This window comes from Streptomyces sp. NRRL S-340, assembly GCF_000720185.1.
Lineage (GTDB): Bacteria > Actinomycetota > Actinomycetes > Streptomycetales > Streptomycetaceae > Streptomyces.
In genome coordinates, this window is sequence record NZ_JOIY01000027.1 from 132153 (window position 1) to 152774 (window position 20622).

Annotated in this window: 18 protein-coding genes; 11 read left to right on the forward strand and 7 right to left on the reverse strand. The window is 73.4% G+C overall.

Translation table 11 applies throughout. The annotated features are described in order from the left end of the window. Nucleotides 1–94 precede the first annotated feature (94 nt). Nucleotides 95–1837, forward strand: coding sequence for a pyruvate dehydrogenase (locus tag IG64_RS21675; protein ID WP_037858697.1), 1743 nt, complete (start codon nucleotides 95–97; stop codon nucleotides 1835–1837). Between the two features lie 430 nt (nucleotides 1838–2267). After that, nucleotides 2268–2723 (forward strand): ATP-binding protein, encoded by a 456-nt coding sequence (locus tag IG64_RS21680; protein WP_037858699.1) that lies wholly within the window; start codon nucleotides 2268–2270, stop codon nucleotides 2721–2723. A gap of 103 nt (nucleotides 2724–2826) precedes the next feature. Here the strand turns inward: IG64_RS21680 and IG64_RS21685 are convergent, their stop codons facing one another. Together IG64_RS21685 and IG64_RS21690 are read right to left on the reverse strand one after the other, a co-directional pair. Then, nucleotides 2827–3861: a DUF2637 domain-containing protein gene (locus IG64_RS21685; RefSeq protein ID WP_037858702.1), complete on the reverse strand. Its 1035-nt coding sequence runs from the start codon at nucleotides 3859–3861 to the stop codon at nucleotides 2827–2829. A 325-nt stretch (nucleotides 3862–4186) separates the two neighbouring features. Then, the gene (locus tag IG64_RS21690) at nucleotides 4187–5020 is read right to left on the reverse strand and encodes a (2Fe-2S)-binding protein (protein WP_037858873.1); all 834 of its coding nucleotides are present in this window, start codon (nucleotides 5018–5020) and stop codon (nucleotides 4187–4189) included. A 260-nt stretch (nucleotides 5021–5280) separates the two neighbouring features. Between IG64_RS21690 and IG64_RS21695 the strand changes: the two genes are divergently transcribed. Further along, nucleotides 5281–6291: a GntR family transcriptional regulator gene (locus IG64_RS21695; RefSeq protein WP_234438587.1), complete on the forward strand. Its 1011-nt coding sequence runs from the start codon at nucleotides 5281–5283 to the stop codon at nucleotides 6289–6291. A gap of 75 nt (nucleotides 6292–6366) precedes the next feature. Here IG64_RS21695 and IG64_RS21700 read toward each other — a convergent pair whose 3' ends face one another. Further along, the gene (locus tag IG64_RS21700) at nucleotides 6367–7128 is read right to left on the reverse strand and encodes a hypothetical protein (protein WP_037858705.1); all 762 of its coding nucleotides are present in this window, start codon (nucleotides 7126–7128) and stop codon (nucleotides 6367–6369) included. 166 nt (nucleotides 7129–7294) lie between these two features. Beyond that, on the reverse strand, nucleotides 7295–8968 hold the full coding sequence (locus IG64_RS21705; protein WP_037858707.1) for a PucR family transcriptional regulator: 1674 nt from the start codon (nucleotides 8966–8968) through the stop codon (nucleotides 7295–7297). A gap of 345 nt (nucleotides 8969–9313) precedes the next feature. On the opposite strand from IG64_RS21705, the gene IG64_RS21710 reads away from it, so the two are divergent. The 5 genes from IG64_RS21710 (at nucleotide 9314) to IG64_RS21730 (ending at nucleotide 16137) form a co-directional block, all read left to right on the forward strand. Then, complete coding sequence (locus IG64_RS21710) at nucleotides 9314–10204, forward strand: FAD binding domain-containing protein (RefSeq protein WP_037858708.1); 891 nt, start codon at nucleotides 9314–9316, stop codon at nucleotides 10202–10204. Further along, on the forward strand, nucleotides 10204–10812 hold the full coding sequence (locus IG64_RS21715; RefSeq protein ID WP_037858709.1) for a (2Fe-2S)-binding protein: 609 nt from the start codon (nucleotides 10204–10206) through the stop codon (nucleotides 10810–10812). The genes IG64_RS21710 and IG64_RS21715 overlap by 1 nt, the downstream gene beginning before the upstream one ends. A 2-nt stretch (nucleotides 10813–10814) precedes the next feature. Continuing rightward, nucleotides 10815–13202, forward strand: a complete 2388-nt coding sequence (locus IG64_RS21720; protein ID WP_037858710.1) for a xanthine dehydrogenase family protein molybdopterin-binding subunit — start codon at nucleotides 10815–10817, stop codon at nucleotides 13200–13202. A 270-nt stretch (nucleotides 13203–13472) separates the two neighbouring features. Continuing rightward, on the forward strand, nucleotides 13473–14939 hold the full coding sequence (locus IG64_RS21725; protein WP_037858711.1) for an NCS2 family permease: 1467 nt from the start codon (nucleotides 13473–13475) through the stop codon (nucleotides 14937–14939). A 46-nt stretch (nucleotides 14940–14985) separates the two neighbouring features. Further along, complete coding sequence (locus tag IG64_RS21730; protein ID WP_037858713.1) at nucleotides 14986–16137, forward strand: XdhC family protein; 1152 nt, start codon at nucleotides 14986–14988, stop codon at nucleotides 16135–16137. 372 nt (nucleotides 16138–16509) lie between these two features. On the opposite strand, the gene IG64_RS21735 is transcribed toward IG64_RS21730, so the two are convergent. Beyond that, the gene (locus tag IG64_RS21735; protein ID WP_037858714.1) at nucleotides 16510–16791 is read right to left on the reverse strand and encodes a YciI family protein; all 282 of its coding nucleotides are present in this window, start codon (nucleotides 16789–16791) and stop codon (nucleotides 16510–16512) included. 71 nt (nucleotides 16792–16862) lie between these two features. Between IG64_RS21735 and IG64_RS21740 the strand changes: the two genes are divergently transcribed. Continuing rightward, entirely contained in the window at nucleotides 16863–17771 is a 909-nt protein-coding gene (locus tag IG64_RS21740; RefSeq protein WP_037858715.1) for a LysR family transcriptional regulator, read from the forward strand. Between the two features lie 166 nt (nucleotides 17772–17937). Here the strand turns inward: IG64_RS21740 and IG64_RS21745 are convergent, their stop codons facing one another. Further along, entirely contained in the window at nucleotides 17938–18378 is a 441-nt protein-coding gene (locus IG64_RS21745; protein WP_037858716.1) for an SRPBCC family protein, read from the reverse strand. A gap of 79 nt (nucleotides 18379–18457) precedes the next feature. Here IG64_RS21745 and IG64_RS21750 point away from each other — a divergent pair, with 79 nt between their 5' ends. Beyond that, complete coding sequence (locus tag IG64_RS21750; protein WP_037858718.1) at nucleotides 18458–18970, forward strand: GNAT family N-acetyltransferase; 513 nt, start codon at nucleotides 18458–18460, stop codon at nucleotides 18968–18970. 66 nt (nucleotides 18971–19036) lie between these two features. Continuing rightward, nucleotides 19037–19552, forward strand: a complete 516-nt coding sequence (locus IG64_RS21755) for a hypothetical protein (protein WP_037858720.1) — start codon at nucleotides 19037–19039, stop codon at nucleotides 19550–19552. Between the two features lie 257 nt (nucleotides 19553–19809). Here IG64_RS21755 and IG64_RS21760 read toward each other — a convergent pair whose 3' ends face one another. Then, on the reverse strand, nucleotides 19810–20616 hold the full coding sequence (locus IG64_RS21760; RefSeq protein ID WP_051813165.1) for a polysaccharide deacetylase family protein: 807 nt from the start codon (nucleotides 20614–20616) through the stop codon (nucleotides 19810–19812). Between the last annotated feature and the right edge of the window lie 6 nt (nucleotides 20617–20622).

The following is a 20622-nucleotide window of genomic DNA, read 5'->3' on the forward strand; positions in this document are numbered from 1 at the left end:
AGGAGTCCGCACCGGCCGGCAGCGGCAGGCGAGCAGGCGGAGCGGCCGCGGGGCAGCCGCGGCCGCCGGCCGGAGACCGAAGGGTACCGGGAGCATGGCCAAGCAGAACGTCGCAGAGCAGTTCGTCGACATCCTCGTCCGCGCCGGGGTCAGACGCCTGTACGGCGTCGTCGGGGACAGCCTCAACCCGGTCGTCGACGCGGTCCGCCGCAACGCCGCCATCGACTGGATCCACGTGCGCCACGAGGAGACGGCCGCGTTCGCGGCCGGGGCCGAGGCGCAGATCACCGGGAAGCTGGCGGCCTGCGCCGGCTCCTGCGGTCCCGGCAACCTGCACCTCGTCAACGGCCTGTACGACGCCCACCGCTCCATGGCCCCGGTCCTCGCGCTCGCCTCGCACATCCCCTCCAGCGAGATCGGGCTCGGCTACTTCCAGGAGACCCACCCCGACCGGCTGTTCCAGGAGTGCAGCCACTACAGCGAGCTGATCTCCAGCCCGAAGCAGATGCCCCGGCTGCTGGACACGGCCATCCAGCACGCGGTGGGCCGCAGCGGGGTCAGTGTCGTCACGCTGCCCGGTGACATCGCGGCCGAGCCGGCCCCGGAGAAGGCCGCCGAGACCGCCATCGTCACCTCCCGCCCCACGGTCCGGCCCGGTGACGCGGAGATCGACCGGCTGGTCCGGATGATCGACGAGGCCGGCAAGGTCACCCTGTTCTGCGGCAGCGGCACGGCGGGCGCGCACGCGGAGGTGATGGAGTTCGCCGGGCGGATCAAGTCACCGGTCGGGCACGCCCTGCGCGGCAAGGAGTGGATCCAGTACGACAACCCGTACGACGTCGGGATGAGCGGGCTGCTCGGCTACGGCGCCGCCTACGAGGCCACCCACGAGTGCGACCTGCTGCTCCTGCTCGGCACGGACTTCCCGTACAACGCGTTCCTGCCCGACGACGTGAAGATCGCCCAGGTCGACGTGCGGCCCGAGGTGCTGGGCCGCCGGTCCAAGCTGGACCTGGCGGTGTGGGGCGACGTGAAGGAGACGCTGCGCTGCCTGATCCCGCGGGTGAAGGAGAAGAAGAACCGCCGCTTCCTCGACCGGATGCTCAAGAAGCACGCGGACGCCCTGGAGGGGGTGGTCAAGGCGTACACGCGCAAGGTCGACAAGCACATCCCGGTCCATCCCGAGTACGTGGCGGCCGTGCTCGACGAAGCAGCCGACGACGACGCCGTGTTCACCATCGACACCGGCATGTGCAACGTCTGGGGCGCCCGCTACATCTCGCCGAACGGACGCCGCCGGATCATCGGCTCCTTCTCGCACGGCTCGATGGCGAACGCGCTGCCGATGGCGATCGGCGCCCAGTTCACCGACCGGAACCGGCAGGTCGTCGCCATGTCCGGGGACGGCGGTTTCTCCATGCTGATGGGGGACTTCCTGACCCTGGTCCAGTACGACCTGCCGGTGAAGGTCGTCCTGTTCAACAACTCCTCGCTCGGCATGGTGGAGCTGGAGATGCTGGTCGCGGGCCTGCCGTCGTACGGCACCACGAACAAGAACCCGGACTTCGCCGCCGTCGCCCGTGCCTGCGGCGCCCACGGCGTGCGGGTGGAGAAGCCGAAGGACCTGCCCGGGGCGCTGAAGGAGGCCTTCCAGCACAAGGGACCGGCGCTGGTGGACGTCGTCACCGACCCCAACGCCCTGTCCATCCCGCCGAAGATCAGCGCCGAGATGGTGTCCGGCTTCGCCCTGTCCGCGTCCAAGATCGTGCTGGACGGCGGGGTGGGACGGATGGTGCAGATGGCCCGGTCCAACCTGCGCAACGTGCCGCGGCCGTGAGGACGCGCACGGACCGGGCGCCCGGGAAAGGGCGCCGGGGCGCGCGGAAAGCGTCGTACTCCGGCCAAGTTCGGGGTGCGCGGGGCGGCCGGCCGTACGCGTGCCGTACGTCCGGCGCGCGGGTGCCGTACGCGCTCCGTACGCCCGGGGTACGTCCGCCGTACGGCCGGCGACGTACCCGGGGCGCCGACGGCGGCGCGTCCGGGGTCCCGGCGGGCCCGGACGTCCCGGCCCCCGCGGGCGTCCGGCGGCGCGGCGGCCCCTCGCGCGCCGGTGGGGCCGTGGCCGAACCCTTGGTCGCCGAAGATCCGGCAGGACTGCCGCGGATTCCGCTGGGCATGGATCCCCGTGAACGTGTTCGAGCTGGAGGGGAACCGACATCGGCACGCGGGCGGGGGAGATGAAGAGTCAGACGCGAGGGAGCGGTCCCGTGACCACAGGGGCCTCCTCGGTGAGGACGGTGGAGGACGAGACCGACGGGGCGGCGGCAAGGGCGTCGGGGCCCCAGCTCAGACGCCGGCTGGGCCGGGCGGACCTGCGGGCGGTGCCCGAGGCGCGCCGGGCCCTGCGCGAGCTGCTGCACCGCTGGGGACCCGGGGAACGGTCGGAGGTCGCCGAACTGCTCACCAGCGAGCTGGTGACCAACGCCCTCGTCCACACGGACGACGACGCGATCCTGACGGCCACGGTCTCACCGAGCGGACTGCGCGTGGAGGTACGGGACTTCGTGGCCCGCGGACCACGTCCGCGGGTGCCGGCCGCCGCCGAGGACACGAACGGCAGGGGGCTGTTCCTCATCGAGTCGCTCGCGGACGACTGGGGCGTGTGCGCGCACGAGGTCGGCAAGTCCGTGTGGTTCGAACTGGGCGCGCAGCAGGCGGCGTGAGGCGGCGGGAGTGAGAAGAGGGGAGGGCGGAGAAGGTCTCCCTTCTCCGCCCTCCCCTCGGCCTCACGCCGCCTGGGGCCTCGCGGCCCCGGGCACCGTCGGCCTAGCCGAACTGCTGCTCGAGATCCTTGAGCTTGCGCTCCAGCGAGTCCAGGCGCGGCAGGGCCTGGGTGTCGTCCTCGGCGGTGAGGTCGACCGTGAGGGCGTCAGCGCCCTTGCGGACGGGCTGCAGCGAGGGACGGGCGCGTACCGGCAGCGGTTCCGCCGATATGGCAGGCTCCGCGGTGACCTGCGAGGAGCCGCGCTCCAGGGCCTGTGCCTCGCCCTGCCGGCCGCCCCGGCCGGCGAAGCCGCGGTGGCCCCGGCTGATCGCCTTGAGCTGGGCGCGCTCCACCCGGTCGTGCTCGCGCCGCAGACGGCGGTTCTGCTCCTTCTGCCGGGCGTCCTCGCGGACCTCCTCGACGGCCTCGTCCAGGCTGCGCACGTTCTCCAGGAGCATCAGCGACCAGGCGCGGTAGGTCTCCCGGGGGGCCCGCAGCCAGCGCACGATGCGGATCTGCGGCAGCGGACGCGGCACCAGGCCCTGCTCGCGCAGCGCGGCCCGGCGGGTCTGCTTCAGGGCGCGGTCGAAGAGGACCGCGGCCGACAGGGACATGCCGGCGAAGAACTGGGGCGCGCCCGCGTGGTCGACACCCCTGGGCGCGTGCACCCAGTTGAACCAGGCCGCGGCGGCGGCGAACATCCACACCAGTATCCGGGAGCCGAGGGCCGCGTCACCGTGGCTGGCCTCGCGCACCGCGAGCACGGAGCAGAACATGGCCGCGCCGTCCAGGCCGAACGGCACCAGGTACTGCCAGCCGTCGGTCAGGCCGAGGTTCTGCTCGCCGAAGCCGACCAGGCCGTGGAAGGAGAGCGCCGCGGCGACCGCGGCACAGCAGAACAGCAGGATGTAGGAGGCGGTGCCGTAGACGGCCTCCTTGCGCCTGCGGCGCTCCTCGCTGCGCTCCCACGAGTCGTCGGTGCTCGTGCTCCCGTTGGACCGCTTGCCGCGCGCGAGCACCGCCACCGCCGCCAGCACGCCCAGGAGCAGTACGGCGCCCGGAAGCAACCAGTTCAGCGATATGTCGGTCAGTCTCATCTGGGGTCCCTTGCATGGGGATAGGGCGTGACGCCCGCCATAGTGGCCCAATCCCAGCGGCCCTCAGAGGGTTTCGGGGCAAGAGGCCGCCAAGGAGGTGCAAGGGGATGCCCGCGGACGGCGTTCTGCTCGAACTGCCGCATGAGGGGCGGGAGTTGAGTTCGAATAAGACTACCCGTACGAGTGGTTCCGCGGAAAGTTCCCGCGGCGGGTGAGGGAGTTGTGAACTTCCTGTCGCCGCCGCACCCGTGAGGGCGCCCCATTCGCGGACGATCTTACGGGACGTACGGCGGTCCGCCGGACCGGGCGACGGGGTGACGGGAGGTCAGGCCGCGGCCGTGGCGGTCAGTTTGGTGATCCGGTCGGCGTCGCAGGTGCGCGGACACGTGGCGCAGGTGTCCTCGGGGCGCACCGTGTAGAACATGCAGCAGCTCGCCCGGTCGCGGGTGGGCAGCGCCTCGCCGTCCGGGCCGGTCAGCTCGCGGAAGGCCGCCGAGCCGACGTAGGGGCGGGTGGCGCCGGGGAGCAGCAGTTCCAGCTCGTGCCGCGCCCGCTCCTGCTCGCCGAGCAGATGGGCGACGTACCACAGGCCCTCGACCACCTCGTCGGTCGCCATGCCCCACAGGGCCCGGCCGCGCCGCCGCATGCGGGGGCCGAAGCCGGTGAGGACCGGGTCCAGGTGTTCGGCGACGGCCGCGCGCACCTCGGCGCGCAGGGCCTCCTCGCCGGGTACGACGCGGGCGCCGGGCAGCGCGGCCGCCGGGTCGTCCGGCAGGCAGGCGAAGGAGACCGGACGCACCGTCATGCGGCCGGCGGCGCGGTCGTACCAGACGTGCGTCACGGGCAGCCGCGGCACGCGGCGGTGCAGGAACCAGGGGACGGTGAACAGCAGGCAGGCCGGCCAGGCGTACCGGTGCAGTCCGAAGCTCGCCACGACGTCGGGGCGGGCCCGGGTGCCGTAGTCGCGCAGGACCTGCGCCTCGTCCCAGGCCAGGAACGCCTCCAGGCCGGGGCCGCCCTCGGCGAGGGCGGCGGCCTGCACCCCGGCGCCACCCGGCGGGACCCCGTCCGCCGGGCGGGTCTCCGTCACCGTGAGGCCGGGGAAGACCTCGGTGAGGCGGGCATAGGCGTCCGCCACGGCCGAAGCGAGCAGGGGCATGCCGAACCGCCGATCCACGTCCGAAGGTGCGTTTTCAGGTAAGCCTTACCTTACTCGACGTCGACGGAATGTGAACCCCTGGCCAGTTGCGCCGTAAGGTGCTTGACGGACGGACAGCAACCCGTCGTAATGACCCCAAGCACCCCCAAGCCCGGAGGAGCACCGTGAAGCAGGGCGCGCAGGACTCCGCCGCGGCCGAGGGGGCCGCCGGGCCCGTTCCGCGGCCCCGGCCGCAGGCCGCCGCCGTCCGCGCCCCCCTCCTGCCGCGCGCCGCGCAGCCGTCCTCGCCCCGGCCGCCGCGGGCCCGCCCGGAAAGCGGGCCCGAGCCGCGCCCGGACCGCGAGGCGGAGGGTGCCCGGCCGGCCCACCGGGAGCCCGGCCCCGCGCCGTCCGCGCGCCCGCGCCCGGAGGACGGCCCGGCCGGGCCGGGGCCCGGCGCGACCGCGGCGCTCGCCGGTGACGGCCGGCGGCAGCCCGGGGACCGGGGCCCTCGCACCGCCCCCTCCGGGCCGGAGGCCGACGCGGACGCCGCGGCGCCGGCTGCCCCCGGCCCGTGGACACGGCGGGAGCACGACACCCCGCCGGACGACGGCGCCATCCGCGGCGAGCACCCGCACGGCGAAGGGCCCGACCCGCACCCCCGCGCCCCGGTACGGCGCTCCTCCGTGCGCGGTCAGGTCCTCGACGCCCTGCGCACCGCGCTCGTCACGGGTGAACTGCGGCCGGGCGGGATCTACTCCGCGCCCGCGCTCGGCGAACGGTTCGGGGTCTCCGCGACCCCGGTGCGCGAGGCCATGCAGCAGCTCGCGCTGGAGGGCGCCGTCGAGGTCGTCCCGAACCGCGGCTTCCGGGTCGTCGAACGCGGCGCCCGGGAACTGGCCGAACTGGCCGAGGTGCGGGCCCTGATCGAGGTCCCCGTGCTGCTGCGGCTGGCCCGCACCGTGCCCGCCGAGCGCTGGGCCGCGCTGCGCCCGCTCGCCGAGGCCACCGTCCGGGCGGCGTCCTCCGGCTGCCGGGCCGCCTACGCCGAGGCCGACCGCGCCTTCCACGGCGCGATGCTGGCGCTCTCCGGCAACGAGCAGATGGTGCGGGTCGCCGAGGACCTGCACCGGCGGGCCCAGTGGCCGCTGACGGGCGTCCTGGGCCGCGCCGCGCGCGCGGGTCTGGTGGCCGAGGCGGCGCAGCACGCGGCACTCCTTGACGCGCTGATCGCCCGCGACACGGAGACGGTGGGCGCGCTGCTGGCCGGCCACTTCACCGCCACGCTCTGACCGTCCGTCCCGCCCGCCGCGACCCGGACGCCCCGCCCCGCCGCACGCGAAAGCTCCCCGGCACCTGCGGCACCGTCACGCCGTGGCCGCCCCCGGCGGTGCGAGCTGGCGGGTGAGCCAGGTGGGGACCCCGCCGAGGAGACGGAACAGGCGGCGGGCCTCCTCGCGGAGGCGGGAGGCCTCCGGTTCCTCCTCGGTGTCGGCCAGGGACACCAGCGCGGGGGCCGTGCCGACGAGGTAGCCCAGTTCCTCGCGGATGCGCAGGGACTCGGCGAAGCCGTGCCGCGCCTCCGCCAACTCGCCCTCGCGCAGGGCGAGTCCGGCCAGATGGCGCCAGGTGAAGGAGAGCAGCAGCGGGTCGGGGCGGGCGGTGGCGCCCGCGTGGGCGCGGCGGTAGGCGGCGCGTGCGGCCTGCGCGGAACGGGTCAGGTTCTCCGCGATCAGCCCGCGCCGGAAGTCCAGCAGGGCCCGCCCCGGCGCCCCCGGCGCGATCAGCGCCGCGGCGCGGCCCAGCGCCGAGCGCGCCTCGTCGGCGCGGTCCCGTACGCCGTGCAGGGTCGCCGCGTAGGCCAAGTACCCGCGTTCACAAGCGGCGGCGCCGCGCTCCTCGTCGGAGTGGGCCAGCGCCTCCGCGGTGCGCAGCGCGTCCTCGGCCTCCTCCCAGCCCGCCTCGGTGTACAGGCAGCGTTCCACCAGCAGCGCGGTGCGCTGCAGCGCGGCGGCGGCGGTGGCCGCCGGCAGCAGTGCCGCCGCGTCGGCCCAGCACGCGCGTGAGCGCAGCCGCCATACCGCGGTCTGGAGTGGATCGTCACCAGCGGTCGTTCCGTTACCAGACATGGCGGTATGCGCCACGTTGCCCTCCCCGAGCACGCCTTCGAGCCTTGAGTGGTGGCCGCATCTCAGCACGGATCCGGCGGCCCGGCCAAGGGGGCGGGTGAAGGATTTCACAAAGTCGTGGGACGGCGGACGGCCCGTCGCCGCACCGCCTGCGTCCCCGCTGACCTCAGCTCATGCGCAGGGCCAGGAAGAAGTCCAGCTTGTCCTCCAGGCGCGACAGGTCGCGTCCCGTCAACTGCTCGATCCGCCCGACCCGGTAGCGCAGCGTGTTGACGTGCAGGTGGAGGCGGGTCGCGCAGCGGGTCCAGGAGCCGTCGCAGTCGAGGAACGCCTCCAGGGTCGGGATCAGTTCCGCGCGGTGCCGGCGGTCGTAGTCGCGCAGCGGGTCCAGCAGTCGCGCGGTGAAGGCGCGGCGCACGTCGTCGGGGACGAAGGGGAGCAGCAGCACGTGCGAGGCCAGCTCCTGGTGGCCGGCGGCGCAGACCCGGCCGGGGCGGGCCGCCGCGACGCGCCGGGCGTGCCGCGCCTCCTCCAGCGCCCCGCGCAGGCCCTCCGCCGAGTGCACGGCCGCGCTGACGCCGAGGGTGAGCCGCCCGTCGCCGTCCAGACCGGCGGCCAGCGGGTCGTGCACGGACCGCAGCAGCGCGTCGGCGAGGATCCCGCCCTCGGGGCCGTCGTGCTCGGTGGAGACCGCCGGGAGCGGCACCAGGGCGATCGCCTCGTCGTCCCAGTGCGCGACGGCTATCCGGTCCGAGGGCTCGGTGCCGGTGCTCTGCGGGTCGGCGAGGATCTCCTCCAGGAGCGACTGGGCGACGGCGCCGCTGCCGCCCGGTCCGGCGTCCCACTCGACGCGGGCCACGACCACCTGCCAGTGCGGGGCCGAGCCGAGGCCGGGCAGCAGCACCGGCGCCGCGACCCGCAGCCGGGCGGCGATCTCGGCGGGCGGCGCGCCGCTCTGCACCAGCTCCAGCACCTCCTGCGCGAGCCGCCTGCGCACCGTGCGCGCCGCGTCCCGCCGGTCCCGCTCGACGGCGATCAGCTGGGTGACCCCCTGCAGCAGGTCGAGCCGTTCCTCGGGCCAGTCGCCCGCGTCCGCCTCGACGGCCAGCAGCCAGTCCGACAGTCCCGTCTCGCGCACGTCGCGCCCGGCCCGCGGGGAGCGGGCGCCGCTGCGGACCGGGAAGAGCGAGTACGTCGTGCCGTCCAGGGTGATCCGGTGCGGGCCGCGCCGGGCGGTCCGGCCCGCCGCCAGGTGCTCGGCGGCCAGCCGCCCGCAGGCCGGGGCGGACAGCGCCGGGCCGCCCGCCTTGGGGCCGGCGATCAGCCGCCCGGTGGGGGAGAGCAGCCAGGCGCGCAGGTCCAGGTCGGAACCGAGCAGGTCCAGGACCACGTCCGGGCCGCCGCCGGCCGGGCCGGAGGTCATCATGCGGCGGTGCCGGTCCACCACGGCGGCCAGGTCACCGGCCCGCTCGCCGGACACCTGCCGCACCACGTGCTCGGTGATCGTCGCGAACGCCACCGACTCGTGCACCGCGAACAGGGGCAGCCGGTGCCGGGCACAGGCCACCACCAGGTCCTCGGGCACCGCGCCCAGCTCGGCCTCGCCGGCGGCCAGCGCGGCGACCCCCGCCTGCACGAGGATCCGCACGAAGGGCTCCGCGTCGGCGGCGTCCCGGCGCCAGGCCAGACCGGTCAGCACCAGCTCGCCCCCGGAGAGGTAGCGGCTCGGATCACGCAGGTCGGTGGTCATGACCCCGCGGACGGTCCGGTCCAGCTCGTCCTCGCCGCCGAGCAGCTTCAGGCCCAGCGCATCGGTGTCCAGCAGTGCGCGCAGCCGCATGTCTCGTCGCCGCCGTTCTTGTCTCGAAATCTATGATGAATCTTGTGGCGAGAGGCCCGGTCCCGTGGCCGGCCGGCGACTTCGCCGGTGGCGGGGCCCTGCCGGGCCGTGACCTCTGTTTCCCGGGGGAAGCGAAGAGGCGGGTGACGACCTTCGTTCATACGAATCTACAAGATGCGTGGCGCGGCCAGCCAAACCCTTCATGGTTTCGGTGACTGACCCCGCCGGAGCACTCGGTTGTGTACTGACTCCACTCCACGTGAACAGCACATGAACGAGCCTGGCCCGCCGCACACGGATTGGCTCAATCTGTACGACCCTCCGAGACGAAGAAGAGAGCCGGTCATGGACTTCCTTCGCCCCGCCAGCTGGGAGGAGGCGCTCGCCGCGAAGGCCGAGCACCCCACCGCTGTGCCGATTGCGGGTGGCACCGATGTGATGGTCGAGATCAACTTCGACCACCGCCGGCCCGAGTACCTCCTCGACCTCAACCGCGTCGGCGACCTCTACGAGTGGGAGGTCGGCGAGGACAGCGTGCGGCTGGGCGCCTCGGTGCCGTACTCGAAGATCATGGAACAGCTCCGTGCCGAGCTGCCCGGCCTGGCGCTCGCCTCGCACACGGTCGCCTCCCCGCAGATCCGCAACCGCGGCGGCGTCGGCGGCAACCTCGGCACGGCCTCTCCCGCCGGTGACGCCCACCCCGCCCTGCTCGCCGCGGGCGCCGAGGTCGAGGCGGAGTCGGTGCGCGGCACCCGCCGCATCCCGATCGACGCGTTCTACACCGGCGTCAAGCGCAACGCGCTCGCCCCGGACGAGCTGATCCGCGCCGTGCACATCAAGAAGGCCGACGGCCCGCAGCAGTACTCGAAGGTCGGCACCCGCAACGCGATGGTCATCGCGGTGTGCGCCTTCGGTCTCGCGCTGCACCCCGAGACCCGCACGGTCCGCACCGGCATCGGTTCGGCCGCCCCCACCCCGGTCCGCGCCCAGGCGGCCGAGGAGTTCCTGAACGCGGCCCTCGACGAGGGCGGCTTCTGGGACAACGGCAAGATCATCACCCCGTCGGTCGCCAAGCAGTTCGCCGAGCTGTGCTCCGCCGCCTGCAACCCGATCGACGACGTCCGGGGCACCGCGAGCTACCGCCGCCACGCGGTCGGCGTGATGGCCCGCCGGACACTCACCTGGACCTGGGAGTCGTACCGCGGCGCCCGCCGCACCACCGAGGGAGCTGCGTGATGCGCGTCAACTTCACCGTCAACGGACGTCCCCAGGAGGCCGACGACGTCTGGGAGGGCGAGTCCCTCCTGTACGTCCTGCGCGAGCGCCTGGGCCTGCCCGGCTCGAAGAACGCCTGCGAGCAGGGCGAGTGCGGGTCCTGCACGGTGCGCCTGGACGGCGTGCCGGTGTGTTCCTGCCTGGTCGCCGCCGGGCAGGCCGAGGGCCGCGAGGTCGTGACCGTCGAGGGCCTGGCCGACTTCGCCCGGCAGCGGGCCGAGGGCGGCTGCGCGAGCGGCGCCTGCGGCTCCGCCGAGCCGTCCGCGTCCTCGGGCACGACGCTCGACGGTGCCAAGCGGTGGCGGGCGCAGGGCACCGACTCGCAGACCGGCGAGGGCACCGAACTGTCCCCCGTCCAGCAGGCGTTCATCGACGCCGGCGCCGTCCAGTGCGGCTTCTGCACGCCCGGCCTGCTGGTCGCCGCCGACGAGATGCTGGAACGCAACCCGAACCCGACCGACGCGGACATCCGCGAGGCGCTGTCGGGCAACCTGTGCCGCTGCACGGGCTACGAGAAGATCATGGACGCGGTCCGCCTGGCGGCCGCCCGCCAGTCCGAGGGGGTCTGAGCATGACCACGGCCAACGGTGCTCCCACCAAAATCACCCAGGGCTACCGGACCAAGGGCGGCATCGGCGAGTCCACGCTCCGCCCCGACGGCACCCTCAAGGTCACCGGCGAGTTCGCGTACTCGTCCGACATGTGGCACGAGGACATGCTCTGGGGCCAGATCCTGCGCTCCACCGTCGCGCACGCCGAGATCGTCTCGATCGACACCTCCGAGGCCCTCGCCATGGCCGGCGTGTACGCGGTGATGACCTACGACGACCTGCCCGCCGAGGTGAAGCACTACGGCCTGGAGATCCAGGACACGCCCGTGCTCGCCCACGGCAAGGTGCGCCACCACGGCGAACCGGTCGCCATCGTCGCCGCCGACCACCCGGAGACGGCGCGCCGCGCCGCCGCCAAGATCAAGGTGGACTACAGGGAGCTGCCCGTCATCACCGACGAGGCCTCCGCCACCGCGCCCGGCGCGATCCTCGTCCACGAGAGGCGCGACGACCACCACGCCGGGCACGTCCCGCACCCCAACATCGTCCACCGCCAGCCGATCGTCCGCGGCAACGCCGACGAGGCCGCGAAGAGGGCCGACTTCATCGTCGAGGGCGACTACTACTTCGGCATGCAGGACCAGGCCTTCCTCGGCCCCGAGTCCGGCCTGGCCGTGCCCGAGGAGGACGGCGGCGTCCACCTCTACATCGCCACCCAGTGGCTCCACTCCGACCTGCGCCAGATCGCGCCCGTCCTCGGCCTGCCCGAGGACAAGGTGCGCATGACCCTGGCCGGCGTCGGCGGCGCCTTCGGCGGGCGCGAGGACCTGTCGATGCAGATCCACGCCTGCCTGCTGGCCCTGCGCACCGGCAAGCCCGTCAAGATCGTCTACAACCGGTTCGAGTCCTTCTTCGGGCACGTGCACCGCCACCCGGCCCGGCTCCACTACGAGCACGGCGCCACCAAGGACGGCAAGCTCACCCACATGAAGTGCCGGATCGTCCTGGACGGCGGCGCCTACGCCTCCGCCTCCCCGGCGGTCGTCGGCAACGCCGCCTCGCTGTCGGCGGGACCGTACGTCATCGACGACGTGGACATCGAGGCCCTGGCCCTCTACTCCAACAACCCGCCGTGCGGCGCCATGCGCGGCTTCGGCGCGGTGCAGGCCTGCTTCGCCTACGAGGCCCAGATGGACAAGCTCGCCGACAAGGTGGGCATGGACCGGGTGGAGTTCCGCCGGCTCAACGCCATGGAGCAGGGCACGATCATGCCGACCGGGCAGCCGGTCGACTCCCCGGCGCCGGTCGCCGAACTGCTGCGCCGCGTCAAGGCGATGCCGCTGCCGCCCGAGCGCCAGTGGGAGTCCAGCGAGGGCTCGGACGTACGGCAGCTGCCCGGCGGCCTGTCCAACACCACGCACGGCGAGGGCGTCGTCCGCGGTGTCGGGTACGCCGTCGGCATCAAGAACGTCGGCTTCTCCGAGGGCTTCGACGACTACTCCACCGCCAAGGTGCGCATGGAGGTCGTCGCCGGTGAGCCGGTCGCCACCGTGCACACGGCGATGGCGGAGGTCGGCCAGGGCGGTGTCACCGTGCACGCGCAGATCGCCCGCACCGAACTGGGCGTCACCCAGGTGACCATCCACCCGGCCGACACCCAGGTCGGTTCGGCGGGTTCGACCTCGGCCTCCCGGCAGACGTACGTCACCGGCGGCGCCGTCAAGAACTCCTGCGAACTCGTGCGTGAGCGGGTCCTGGAGATCGGCCGGCGCAAGTTCGGCTCCTACCACCCCGCGTGGGCCACCGCCGAACTCCTGCTGGAGGGCGGCAAGGTCGTCACCGACGGCGGCGAGGTCCTCGCCGACCTGGTGGACGTCCTGGAGGACGAGGCCGTCGAGGTCGAGGCGGAGTGGCGGCACCGGCCGACCGAGCCCTTCGACCTGCGCACCGGACAGGGCAACGGCCACGTCCAGTACTCCTTCGCCGCGCACCGCGCCGTCGTCGAGGTCGACACCGAACTCGGCCTGGTGAAGGTCGTCGAACTGGCCTGCGCGCAGGACGTCGGCAAGGCGCTCAACCCGCTCTCCGTCATCGGGCAGATCCAGGGCGGCACCACCCAGGGCCTGGGCATCGCCATCATGGAGGAGATCATCGTCGACCCGAAGACGGCGAAGGTCAGGAACCCCTCCTTCACGGACTACCTGCTCCCCACCATCCTCGACACGCCGACCATCCCGGTCGACGTGCTCGAACTCGCCGACGACCACGCCCCCTACGGGCTGCGCGGCATCGGCGAGGCCCCCACCCTGTCCTCCACCCCGGCCGTCCTCGCGGCGATCCGGAACGCGACCGGGCTGGAACTCCCCCGCACGCCGGTCCGGCCGGAGCACCTCACCGGCAAGGCGTAACACTCCCGGACCGGCCGGCCGGGCCCACGGGTTCCGGCCGGCCCGGACGGGAGGAACGGCAGACCCTCCGGGCGGCGCACCGCAACGTCACACCTTCCGCGCCGCCCGGAACACTCCCCCCCCCAGCTCTTCGAGATCCGCTCCGCTCGCGGCCCTTGAAGTACCAGCAACGAGGTTCGTCTCGGGCCGTCCCCCGGGCCGTCCATTCCCAAATCCCGTGCCCAGGAAGGGTTTTCACGGGTGTCCCTATGAACCTTGGGAGTTGGCCCCATGACCCAGCAGTCAGTGGAGCCGAGGACCGCCGCCGAAGACGCGGGCGCGGGCAGCCGCGTCCCGGCGGGACGGTCCTGGCTCGACCGGTACTTCCACATATCCCGGCGGGGATCCACGGTCGCGCGTGAGGTGCGCGGCGGCGTCACGACCTTCATGGCGATGGCGTACATCCTGCTGCTCAACCCCGTCATCCTCTCCGGCAAGGACGTCGCCGGGGACATACTCGGCCAGAAGGCCCTGATCACCGCGACGGCGCTCGGCGCGGCGTTCACCACCCTGCTCATGGGCTTCGTCGGCAAGGTGCCCCTCGCCCTCGCCGCCGGCCTGTCCGTGTCCGGGGTCATCTCCGCCCAGGTCGTGCCGAACATGACGTGGCCGCAGGCCATGGGCATGTGCGTGGCCTACGGCGTGGTGATCATGCTGCTGGTCGTCACCGGCCTGCGCGAGATGATCATGAACGCCATCCCGTTGCCGCTCAAGCACGGCATCACCATGGGCATCGGCCTGTTCATCGCCTTCATCGGCCTGGTCAAGGCCGGGTTCGTCGGCCGCAACCCGTCGCCCGGCGGCGGCCCCGTGGTCCTCGGTCCCGGCGGTGAGCTGTCCGGCTGGCCGGTGCTCCTCTTCGCCGCCACCCTGCTGCTGATCTTCGCCCTCCAGGCCCGCAACGTCCCCGGCGCCATCCTCATCGGCATCGTCGGCGGCACCGTCGTCGCGGCGGTCCTGAACGGGGCCGGTGTCATCGACGCCAAACAGTGGGTGAACGGCGCCCCCGAACTCCACGGCAGCCCCGTGTCGATGCCCGACTTCTCGCTCTTCGGGCACGTCTCGTTCAGCGGCTGGGGGGACGTCGGCGTCATGACGATCACCGTGATCGTCTTCACGCTGGTCCTGGCCGGCTTCTTCGACGCGATGGCCACCATCATCGGCGTCGGCACCGAGGCGAACCTCGCCGACGACAAGGGCCGGATGCCCGGCCTGTCCAAGGCCCTGTTCATCGACGGCGCCGGCGGTGTGATCGGCGGTGTCGCGGGCGGCTCCGGCCAGTCCGTCTTCGTCGAGTCCGCCACCGGCGTGGGGGAGGGCGCCCGCACGGGCTTCTCCTCCGTCATCACCGGCCTGTTCTTCGCCGCCTGCCTCTTCTTCACCCCGATCACCGCGATCGTCCCCTCCGAGGTCGCCTCCGCGGCCCTGGTGGTCATCGGCGCGATGATGATGATGAACGCACGGCACGTCGACTGGGGCGACCGCGCCACCGCGATCCCGGTCTTCCTGACCGTGGTCATCATGCCGTTCACGTACTCCATCACGCCCGGTGTCGCCGCCGGCGTGGTCTCGTACACGATCATCAAGGTCGCCCAGGGCAAGGCCCGGGAGATCGGGGCCTTCATGTGGGCCCTGACGGCCGTCTTCCTCGTGTACTTCGCCCTCAACCCCATCGAGGGCTGGCTCGGCGTCCACTGACCGAGCCGCCCCGCCCTTCACACGAGCGCTGTAAGGAGACCGACAGATGCTGGACATCGCCGAGGAACTGAACCGGTGGGTCGAGCAGGGCCGCACCTTCGCCGTCGCCACCGTGGTGGCCGTCGGCGGCAGCGCCCCGCGCCAGCCCGGTGCCGCCCTCGCGGTGGACACCGACGGCACGGCGATCGGCTCGGTCTCCGGCGGCTGTGTGGAGGGCGCGGTCTACGAATTGTGCCGGCAGGCCCTGGAGGACGGCGAGACCGTCCTGGAGCGCTTCGGGTACAGCGACGAGGACGCCTTCGCCGTGGGTCTGACCTGCGGCGGCGTCATCGACATCCTGGTCGCACCGGTACGGGCCGACGGCCCGGCCCGCCCGGTGTTCGCGACCGCACTGGCCGCCGCCGCCCGCGGGGAGGCGGCGGCGGTCGCGCGGATCGTCACCGGCCCGGCCGAACTCCTCGGCCGGCCCCTGCTGGTGCGCCCGGACGGCTCCCGGGAGGGCGGCTTCGGCGGCCACCCCGAACTGGACCGCACGGTGGCCGCCGAGGCGGCCGCCTTCCTGGACGCCGGCCGCACCGGCACCCTGGAGATCGGCGAGCAGGGCTCGCGCTGCGGCGCACCGCTCACCGTCCTCGTCGAGTCCTCCGTCCCGGCGCCCCGCATGATCGTCTTCGGCGCGATCGACTTCGCCTGCGCGCTGGTGCGGATGGGCAAGTTCCTCGGCTACCGGGTGACGGTCTGCGACGCCCGCCCGGTCTTCGCCACCCGGGCCCGCTTCCCGGAGGCCGACGAGATCGTCGTCGAGTGGCCGCACCGGTACCTGGAGAACACCGAGGTCGACGGCCGCACCGTCCTGTGCGTCCTCACCCACGACGCCAAGTTCGACGTACCCCTGCTCAAGCTCGCGCTGCGGCTGCCGGTGGCCTACGTCGGCGCCATGGGCTCCCGGCGCACCCACCTCGACCGCAACGCACGCCTGCGCGACGTCGGCGTCACCGACCTGGAACTGGCCCGGCTCAGGTCGCCCATCGGCCTCGACCTCGGCGCCCGCACACCGGAGGAGACGGCCCTGTCCATCGCCGCGGAGATCGTCGCCGGCCGCCGCGGCGGCAGCGGCGTCGCCCTGACCGGCGCGCACACCCCGATCCACCACGACCCGGCGCCGGTGCCCACGCAGCGGATCGGGTCGGTGGCCTGAACGGACGCTTCCGGCGGCCGGGGCCGCGCCGGCGGAGGCCGCGTGCCGCGCCGACCGCCCCGCCGTGGTCCGGGGCGTCGTCCTTCCCGTCCGCGGGGGCGGCACGCCCCCCGGTCGGCGTACGGTCACCGGCCTGCTCGGCCTGCTCGGCCTGCTCGGCCTGCTCGGCCTGCTCGGCGGCGCGCCTCCGTCGGGCGGCGTAGGGCTGGTACGGGTGCGCCCCGGCAGACCGCTGGGCACGCGACGCGGTGCTCGCCCGAGCCCGCGCCCGGCCGCGCGGGTGCCGCTGCCGCCGACGGGCCGTCAGCGTGGCGCCGGGCTCTCCTCCGATGGCCGGTCAGCGTGAGGCCGGGCTCGCCTTCCGGCGGCCGGTCAGCGTGGGGCCGGGCTCTCCTCCGGCCGCCATGTGGGGTGGAAGCGGAGGATCTCCGCGGTGGCGGCGCCACTGGTGACGAACGGGTCCGCGGCGACGGCGGCCTCCACCGCCGCCTGCGGGCCCTCCGCCAGGACCACCCCGCCCGTACGGGGCTCCAGCGGCCCGGCCAGCCGGACCAGGCCCTGCGCGAACACCCCCTCGGGATGGGTGTAATGGGCCTCCTTGAGGGAGTCGATGGTCTCCAGCGGTGCCTGGTATCGGAACACGATGACGTACATGACCCCACTCAAGGGCACGCGGGCCCGTGCGCACCAGGACCGGCCGCCGAGGCACCTATAGGCTGGCACCTATGGCCGCGCCGCAGGAGTTCCCCGACCTGGAGCTGCGCCACCTGCGCTACTTCGCCGCCGTCGCCGAGGCCGGCACCGTCACGGAGGCCGCCCGCCGGCTGCGGATCGCCCAGCCCAGCCTGAGCCAGCAGCTGCGGCTGCTCGAACGGCGCGTCGGCGCACCGCTGTTCCGGCGGCTGCCCCGGGGCATGGAACTCACCGAAGCGGGCCGGCTCCTGCTGACCGGCGTCCGCCAGGCGCAGCACGCGCTGGGTTCGGCGGTCGCCGCCGCCCGTTCCGTGCCGGTGACCGCGACGGTGGGCGTGTGCCGCGGCGTGCCGCACGACGTACTGCGCCGCGCCGAGCGGATCCTGACGGCCGCCCGCCCGCTGCGCCCGGTCTACGAACAGGTCGACTCCGGACGCCAGGGCGAGCTGCTGCGCAGCGGAGCGCTGGCCTTCGGCGTCCTGCGCGCACCGGTGGACGACGAGGCGGGCCTGGAGCTGCGGACGGTGGGGGACGAACCCCTGGGCGTCGTGCTCGGCCGCCACCACCCCCTCGCCGTCCGTACGGAACTGACCTGGAGCGACCTGGCCGGCCAGCGGCTGCTGTGGTTCCCCGCACGCAGAGCGCCGAATTACGCGTCCGCCGTCCTCGCCCGGCTCGCGGAACACGGCTGGCATCCGGCGACCCTCGTCGAGGACACCGGCAGCCACACCCTCTTCCGCCACGCGCTCCTCGCCCACGACGACGTGGTGGCGCTGCGCCCCCAATCCGGCTCGATCGCGGACACGGACCTCACCTGGTGCCCAGTCGGCCCCGAACCACCCCGCGAACGCTTCCTGCTGGCCACCGCCGGACGCACCCCGTGGTCCCGCCTGATGGCACCGGACGACCCGCCACCGAGCGAGGCGCACCCGCAGCTCTGAGGCCCGCGGCCGGGTCGTAGCCGGCTCCCGGGCCGAGGCACCCCCTGATGCCGCCCGGCGGCACCGCTGCTCCGCCCACCACCGAACGGGCCCGGCCGCAAGGCTGAGGCCCGCGGCCACCCGTTGCCGGGACCGGCCACCGCCCGCCGCCGGTCGCCTCCCGCCGTCACGGCTGCCGCAGGAGCCTGTCCATCGCGCGGCCGAACACCGCCCGCGCCACGAGGCGCAGGAGCGGGTCGAAGGCGGCGGGCAGGAAGCGCACCCGCAGCTCCTCCCGCCACTGCACGCACGCGCGGCCACCGGGGCCCGGCCGCACCTCGATCTCGGCCCGGCCCAGCACCGTACGGCCCCGTTTCTCCAGCCGGCACAGGCCCGGTCCGCCGTCGGCGGGCGGGCGCCAGACGGTCACCTCCATGGGGTCGGCGAAGCGCAGGGCGCCCACTTCGGTGCGGGCGACGAAGCGGGTTCCCTCGCGGGTCGGCCCGGGGGTGAGCACGGTGACGCGGGTCAGCGGCACCGCGCCGCCGTGCCGGGGCCACTGGGTGAGCCGCCGCCAGGCCTCGTCGACGGGCAGCGGCGGTGTGCGTTCCAGGCGGAAGGTGGCCACGGCACGATCGTAGACAGCGCGGGCCCCGCGACGACGGCTCCGTCCCCGGCCCGCGCCCGTCTGGCCGTATGCTGCGCCCATGGTGACCCTGGAGCGGCTGCGGCCCGGCCACGCCGAGGCGGTGCTGGCCTTCGAGCGGGAGAACCGGGATTACTTCGCCCGCTTCATCACGGACCGCGGGGACGCGTATTTCACGCACTTCGCGGACCGCCACCGCGCCCTGCTCGCCGAACAGGACGCCGGTGTCTGCCACTTCCACCTGGTCCTCGGTGAACAGGGCACCCTGCTGGGCCGGGTGAACCTCGTTGACGTGGCGGACGGCTCGGCCGAGCTGGGCTACCGGATCGGGGAGCGCGCCGCCGGCCGGGGTGTCGCGACGGCCGCCGTGCGGGAGGTGTGCCGGCTGGCCGCCGGGACGTACGGACTGAGGGTGCTCACCGCGCGGGTCACCCTCGACAACCCGGCGTCCATGACCGTGCTGGCCCGCAACGGGTTCACCGAGGAGGGCGAGGTGACGATCGACGGCCGGCCGGCCCTGGGCTTCCGGCGCCCGCTCACGCCGGAGGGCCGGCGTCGACTGACCGCGGGTTGAGCGGTGGCAACGGAGGTCTGGGACGTGCTGAACGGGGAACAACCGCTTCCACATTCAAGGGAATGGGTGAACAGGATCGCTCGGCTCGCCGGGCGTGAGCCGCTTGGCCTGGACAGCGATTGGGGGACAGTCGAGCAGGAGATCGGTGCCCCGCTCCCGGCGGACTTCAAGCAGCTGGTGGACACGTTCGGCATGGGGGTGTTCGGCGAGTACCTTTACCCTCTCGGGGACACGGCAGGAGAATTCAGTGTTTCCGGCAATCTGTCCATGCTCAGGCGGACGCTGAGCCGTCATCCGGACGCGACCGGTGTTTATCGCCCCTACGCGGTATTCGAACCCGGCAGGGTGGGGCTGCTTTCGTGGGCTCAGTCCACGGCGGAGGAAGCCGAGTTCTACTGGCTTGCGCGGGACGGGGAGGACCCGGACCGATGGCCGATCGTGGCACGCGTCGATCCGACCGGCGATTGGCATCGTTTCGAGATGCCGGTGTCCGCATTCGTTTTCCGGATGCTGACCGATGACAGTGTCCACCCGTTCGGTGTTCCGACGGGTCCGGGACTGCCGCCGTTCAGGGCCTGGTGACATCGATGAGGCACGGGCCTTCGCGCGGTCCTGAGCGTTTCCGGCGTCCCGTGCGTCCGGTGCAGGTCACTCACACCGCACACGGTTCGGGGGACGGCCCGCTTGTCCGCCGGCCGCGGACACCTGCCGGCCTCCGTCACCCACCGCCGGGCCCTGACCCTCGCCCCGGCCGAGGCCGGGGCTGAAGAACTGCGAACAAAGAAGAACTGCGAACAAAAGCGGGCGCCGCCCGCCGGGGCCCACTTTTGTTCGCAACTCTAAGGCCGGTACACCTTGCCCGGGACCGGTTTGCCGGGGGCCAGAAGTTGCGGCACGGTGACGAACACGTACCCCCGCTCCTTCAGCGCGTCGATGATGCCGGGTACGGCGGGCACCGTGCCGGCGTAGATGTCGTGCAGCAGGATGATCCCGTCGCGGGACGCCTGGTCCAGGACGCGCTTCTTGATCAGGTCGGAGTCGGTCGTGGTGTAGTCCTTCGCCGTCACGCTCCACAGGACCTCCGACATGCCCATCTCCTCGGAGATCTTCTGGACGGTGTCGTTGGTCCGGCCCTGCGGCGGGCGCATCAGCGTGGGCTTGCGGCCCGTCAGCCGCTCTATCGCCTCGTTGGGGCGCCGCAGCTCCTCGCGTATCTGGGCCTCGGATATCTCGGTGAGGATCTTGTGGTCCCAGGTGTGGCTGGCCACCTCGTGGCCCTCGGCCGCCATCCGCTTGACCAGGTCGGGGTACTTGTCGATGTGCCGCGCCCCGAGCAGGAAGAAGGTCGCGGGAACCTTCTTCTCCTTCAGGATGTCCAGCAGCCGCGCGGAGTTCTCGCTCGGCCCGGCGTCGAAGGTCAGCGCGATGCACTTGGACTGACGGCAGTCGACCGAACCGAACCGGCCGGGGGCGCCCGCCGCGGCCTGGGTCCGGGCGGTGCTCGGGCTGGTCGCGTCGACTTTCGTGCAGCCGCTCAGGCCCAGTGTCAGGCCGGCCGCGGCCGCCAGTGCGGTGATCGCGCGGAATCCCGTTCCGGTTCTCCCCGTTCTCCCGTTTTTCCTGGTCTTCTTGGTCAAGGAAGGCATGCGCGG